The organism is Promicromonospora kroppenstedtii DSM 19349, assembly GCF_000515355.1.
GTDB lineage: Bacteria > Actinomycetota > Actinomycetes > Actinomycetales > Cellulomonadaceae > Promicromonospora > Promicromonospora kroppenstedtii.
Map to the genome: position 1 here is coordinate 58,486 of NZ_KI911765.1, position 5,017 is coordinate 63,502.

Annotated in this window: 6 protein-coding genes; 4 read left to right on the forward strand and 2 right to left on the reverse strand. The window is 72.0% G+C overall.

Annotated features, from left to right (window positions below):
• A partial coding sequence (locus PROKR_RS29775; RefSeq protein WP_036971408.1) for an SGNH/GDSL hydrolase family protein occupies nt 1-1,197 on the forward strand: 1,197 nt, incomplete at its 5' end.
• 134 nt (nt 1,198-1,331) lie between these two features.
• On the opposite strand, the gene PROKR_RS29780 is transcribed toward PROKR_RS29775, so the two are convergent.
• Nucleotides 1,332-2,087: a sulfite exporter TauE/SafE family protein gene (locus PROKR_RS29780; protein WP_036971410.1), complete on the reverse strand. Its 756-nt coding sequence runs from the start codon at nt 2,085-2,087 to the stop codon at nt 1,332-1,334.
• Between the two features lie 188 nt (nt 2,088-2,275).
• Here PROKR_RS29780 and ybaK point away from each other — a divergent pair, with 188 nt between their 5' ends.
• Nucleotides 2,276-2,782, forward strand: a complete 507-nt coding sequence (gene ybaK, locus PROKR_RS29785; protein WP_036971413.1) for a Cys-tRNA(Pro) deacylase — start codon at nt 2,276-2,278, stop codon at nt 2,780-2,782.
• A 69-nt stretch (nt 2,783-2,851) separates the two neighbouring features.
• On the opposite strand, the gene PROKR_RS29790 is transcribed toward ybaK, so the two are convergent.
• Nucleotides 2,852-3,265 carry a YccF domain-containing protein gene (locus tag PROKR_RS29790; protein WP_020013676.1) on the reverse strand — a complete coding sequence of 138 codons (414 nt, stop codon included), beginning with the start codon at nt 3,263-3,265 and terminating at the stop codon, nt 2,852-2,854.
• A 139-nt stretch (nt 3,266-3,404) separates the two neighbouring features.
• Here PROKR_RS29790 and PROKR_RS29795 point away from each other — a divergent pair, with 139 nt between their 5' ends.
• Both PROKR_RS29795 and PROKR_RS29800 read left to right on the forward strand, forming a co-directional pair.
• Nucleotides 3,405-4,202 (forward strand): YggS family pyridoxal phosphate-dependent enzyme, encoded by a 798-nt coding sequence (locus tag PROKR_RS29795; RefSeq protein ID WP_036971416.1) that lies wholly within the window; start codon nt 3,405-3,407, stop codon nt 4,200-4,202.
• A gap of 78 nt (nt 4,203-4,280) precedes the next feature.
• Complete coding sequence (locus PROKR_RS29800; protein WP_036971419.1) at nt 4,281-4,823, forward strand: GNAT family N-acetyltransferase; 543 nt, start codon at nt 4,281-4,283, stop codon at nt 4,821-4,823.
• Nucleotides 4,824-5,017: the final 194 nt, after the last annotated feature.

The following is a 5,017-nucleotide window of genomic DNA, read 5'->3' on the forward strand; positions in this document are numbered from 1 at the left end:
GCCCTCGCGGTCGCGGTGCCGGCAGCCGCGCCGGCGACCGCGGCTCCCCTGCCTGCCGACGGCCCCGGCGTCGGCACACCGTGGGTCGTGACACTCGGCGACTCCTACATCTCCGGCGAGGCCGGACGCTGGGCGGGCGCCTCCAACAGCGACTCCGACCGGGCAGACGCCCTCGGACCCACCGCCTACTTCGACAACGCCTCCGGCACGGGCGAGACCATCCCGCGCTGTCACCGTGCCTCCTCCGCGGAGGCCTACATCGGCGGCGGTGTGGAGGGCCTCAACCTCGCGTGCAGCGGGGCGACGACCGCCACCTCGACCGGCACGAACTTCAAGCCGGGCATCGACTTCTACGAGGGATCGGCCGGCAAGGGCCAGGCCCGGATGCTCCAGGAGGCCGCCGCAACCAGGAACGTGCGCATGGTCGTCGTCTCGATCGGCGGGAACGACTTCGAGTTCGCGAGCGTCGTGCAGTCCTGCGTCGTCAACTTCCTCACCTCGCCCACCTGGTGGAAGAACTACTGCCACGACGACAGCTCGGTCGCGGCCAACTTCACCGCCTCGAACGTGGCCGACGTACGGTCCCGGGTGGTGGGGGCGCTCGACAACGTCGCCACCGCGATGAGCAACGCCGGGTACAGCACCAGCCAGTGGACCCTCGTGGTCCAGACCTACCCGTCGCCCGTGCCGAACGGCTCGGGGATCCGTTACTCCGAGTCCGGGTACACCCGCCAGTCCACGGGCGGCTGCGGCCTGTGGAACCGGGACGCCGACTGGGCCAACTCCACGGCCCTGCCCACCATCAACGGCGCGCTGCTGGGGGCCGCCGACGACGTCGGGCTGCCGAACGTCCGCACCCTCGACATGACGCACGCGTTCGACGGCAAGCGGCTGTGCGAGAACGGCGTCGGGCTGTACGAGGAGGTGGGCCTGTCCAGCTGGCAGTCGGCCGGCGCGGTCGACCGGACCGAGTGGGTCAACCAGATCCGGACGGTATCCACCATCGGCGACTCGCCCTACTACGTCCAGGAGTCGCTGCACCCCAGCTACTGGGGTCAGCTGGCCATGCGCAACTGCCTGCGCCAGGTCTGGAACGCCGGCAGCCCGCGCAGCGGGAGCTGCACCGTCGGCAACCTCGGGGCGGCCAGGCTCACGCCGTCGGGCGAGCCGGCGATGGTCCTGGGGCCGCTGGAGTAGCCCCTCCCCGTCAGACGTACAGGTCACCCCGGTGACCTGTACGTCTGCCACGCCCGGGCTCTGCCACGTCCGCGCTCTGCCACGTCCGGGCTCCACGCCTGAACAGGGTCAGAGTGCCGGGCCAGGAGGCGGGGTCAGGCGAACAGCCCGAGCAGCCCTCGGCCGAGGGTCGCGAACCCACCGATGTAGGCGAGCGTCACGAGCACCTTGCGCGTCGCGCTCGCCGAGATCCGCCCCACGAGCAGCTCTCCCAGCCCGATCGCCGCCACGAGCGCGACGCCGACGGTCAGCCACTCCCAGACGGCGAAGCCGGGGAACGTGACGTCGGCGACCAGGAGCTTGGCCGTCATCGCGGCGAGCGCGTTGGTCAGGAAGATCGGCTGGGCGGTTGCCGCGAAGTCGCGCGGGTCCCACCGGTCGAGCACGGAGTAGACGGCGATGGGCGGCCCGCCGATCCCGGCGGCGACACTGCCGAACCCGGCCGCTGCACCCGTGACCAGCAGCGGCAGCCGGGCCTCCGGCGCGAAGGGCCGCTCCGCGCCCCGCAGCCGCGAGGTCACGAGCGCGAGGGTCATGGCCACGACGACGACGCCGCCTACCCCGATCTCCAGGGCCGACGCGCTCGCCTCCCGGATGACCAGCGCCGCCGGGACGCTGACCGCCACGGACGCGCTCACCAGCCAGCCGTAGCGGCGCCAGTTCACGTGGCGGATCGTGCGCCCGAGCACGAGCAGCGCCATCAGCGCGCCCACGAGGTTGACGAACATGACGCCCTCGATCGGGCCGACGAGGAGCACGATGAACGGTCCGGCGACGAGTCCGAAGCCCATTCCCGCCACGCGTTGCAGGGAGCCCCCGACGAGGATGGCGAGAACGAGGAGGGCGAGCACTCCCCCTACGCTAGCCACGTAGTTTCCGACCGGACTCCAGGGGATTGGCCCGGCACCCGAGCCGACACCCGGTCCGACATCTGGTCCGACTCCTGGTCCCACACCTGAGCGGGCGCCCAGGTCCGACGACGCCGTCCGTACCGCAAAACCGTTGCGCCGGCCGGCGGCCCGCACGGCACAATCGCCTCGTGGCCAAGAACTCGAAGTCCGCCCGCGCCAGCCACGGGACGCCCGCCGTCGTGACCCTGGAGAAGTCGGGCGTGCCGCACACGCTGCACCCCTACGAGCACGATCCGGCGAGTGAGCTCAGCTACGGCATGGAGGCCGCGGAGGCGATCGGCGTCGACGCGCCGCAGGTGTTCAAGACCCTGCTGGCCGACGTCGACGGGAAGCTCGTGGTGGGCATCGTGCCCGTGGACCGCAAGCTGGACCTCAAGGCCCTGGCCCGTGCGGCGGGCGGCAAGAAGGCCGCCATGGCCGAGCCGGCGGCGGCCGAGCGGGCCACCGGCTACGTGGTGGGCGGCATCTCGCCGCTGGGACAGAAGACGCGGCACGCGACGGTGCTGGACGAGTCGGCCGAGGCGTTCGACGTCGTCTACGTGTCGGGCGGCAGGCGCGGGCTCGACGTGGGCCTCGCACCGGCCGACCTGCTGACACTCACGAACGGGACGACGGCTCCGATCGCCCGCGACTGAGCACTCAACCTGAGCACCCGGCCCGGGCACTCGGCCTGAGCACCCGGCCTGAGCACCCGGCCTGAGCACTCAGGCCGCGGCGACCTGCTTGCGGTAGGTCGGCAGCAGGGCGTCGCTCGGGACGATCTGCTTGCCGAGCGGCATGAGCGAGACCGGGATGAGCTTGAGGTTCGCCCAGGCCATCGGGATGCCGATGATCGAGATCACCAGCGGGATCGCGGTGATGACGTGGCCCAGCGCGAGCCACCAGCCGGCGACGATCACCCAGATGACGTTGCCGATCAGGGAGAAGATGCCGGAGCGGGGGCTCTCGATGACCTCACGCCCGAACGGCCAGAGGGCGTACCCCGCGATGCGGAAGGACGCGACGCCGAACGGGATGGTGACGATGAGCAGGCAGCAGATGATCCCCGCGAGCATGTACCCGAGCCACAGCCCGAACCCCGCGAAGATGACCCAGATGATGTTCAGCAGCGTTCTCATGGAGCCCATCCTTCCGTAGAGCAGCAGGTCAGGGAACCAGGCACCCCCCTGATCCGACCCTGAGCCTTCGTTCCACCGCGACCTCCCGTCCAGTCTGCCGACGTCCGTCTGCCCCGGCACGCCGAAATAGACTCACCCCGTGTCCGACCATCCCCAGCTCACCCCCGCCCAGCACTCGCCCGGCACGGTCGCCGGCAGGCTCGCCGTCGTCCGCGAGCGCATTGCCACGGCCGCCGACGCCGCCGGGCGCCGCCCGGACGAGGTGCGGCTGCTGGTCGCGACCAAGACGCAGACGGCGGACGCCGTGCTGGAGGCGCTGGCCGCAGGTGTCGACCTGATCGGCGAGAACCGTGTGCAGGAGCTCGTCGCGAAGGCGCCGGCCGTGGCCGACCGGGTCGCCGACGGCTCGCTGCAGGTGCACATGATCGGTCACCTGCAGCGCAACAAGATCAACCAGGTGCTGGCCACGGCCACGGGCCTGGAGACGCTGGACTCGCTGGACCTGGCCCGCGCGATCTCGGACCGCTGTGTGCGCGACGACCGCACCGGCGACCGGGCCCTGGACGTGATGGTGCAGGTCAACGTCACCGGCGAGGAGAGCAAGTCGGGCATCGAGCCGCCGGACGCCGCAGCGCTCGCCACCGCCGTCGCCGCCCTGCCGGGCCTGCGCCTGACCGGGTTCATGACGATCGGCGCGCGACTGACCGCTGCCGAGGGCCCAGCGGGTGAGGCCGAGCAGACCGTCCGGGCCGGTTTCGCGCGGCTGCGCGCGATCCGGGACGAGGTGCTCGCGTCGGGCGCCCCGGGCACGGCCTCCGCGACGGAGCTCTCGATGGGCATGACCGGCGACCTGGAGCTCGCGATCGCGGAGGGCGCGACGATCGTGCGCGTGGGAACGGCGGTCTTCGGCCCGCGCGTGACCGCCACCACTCTTTGACCCAGGTCACAGACGTGCGAGGGGCCTCACGGCTAGTGTCTTCGGGTTCCCCTGCCGACTCCTTGGAGTGATCGAGCCATGTCCACGGCCACCGTCCTGCGCCCCGCGACCGACGCCGACATCTCGCACCTGGTGACGCTGAACAACGCCTCCGTGCCCGCCGTGCCGGACACCCCGGCCGACGACATGTCCGAGCTGCTGGACGCCTCGTCGCTCGCCCTGGTCGCGATCGACCCGGCGGTGCCCACGGACCCCCTGGGCTTCGTCGTTGCGCTCGAGGGTGGCGAGGACTGGGCCGGCGAGAACTACGCCTGGTTCGAGGAGCGCGGCCTGGACCACCTGTACGTGGACCGGATCGTGGTGGGCGAGGGCGCCCGCGGCCGCGGCATCGGCCAGCTCTTCTACGACGCCGTGTTCGACGCCGCCCGCACCGCGGGCCACGACGTCGTCACCTGCGAGGTCAACCTGAACCCGCCGAACCCCGGGTCGATGCGCTTCCACGGCCGCCTCGGCTTCTCGGAGCGCGGTCAGCAGCTCACCAAGGGCGGCGACATCCTGGTCGCCAAGCTCGCGGCGGACGTCCGCGACGCGGGCAGACGCCGGACCCCCGCCGCGGCCTGACCCACCCGCTCCAGCAGGACCAGCCTCATCGGCACGGGCGGCAACTAGCCCTGAGATCGGCACAGGCCCGTGCCGATCTCAGGGCCAACTGCCGGCCCCGCCGCGGACCACCGAACGCGCGCGTCAGGCCGGCTCGATCCCCAGCCGCGCCAGCGCCTCCCGCACCGACGGCCCGCTGACCCCACCGGGCTCGA

Excerpts from the sequence above, each read along its gene's own strand:
- PROKR_RS29800 (WP_036971419.1), top strand. The coding sequence starts at position 4,281 with ATGTCCACGGCCACCGTCCTGCGCCCCGCGACCGACGCCGACATCTCG.
- PROKR_RS29790 (WP_020013676.1), bottom strand. The coding sequence starts at position 3,265 with ATGAGAACGCTGCTGAACATCATCTGGGTCATCTTCGCGGGGTTCGGG.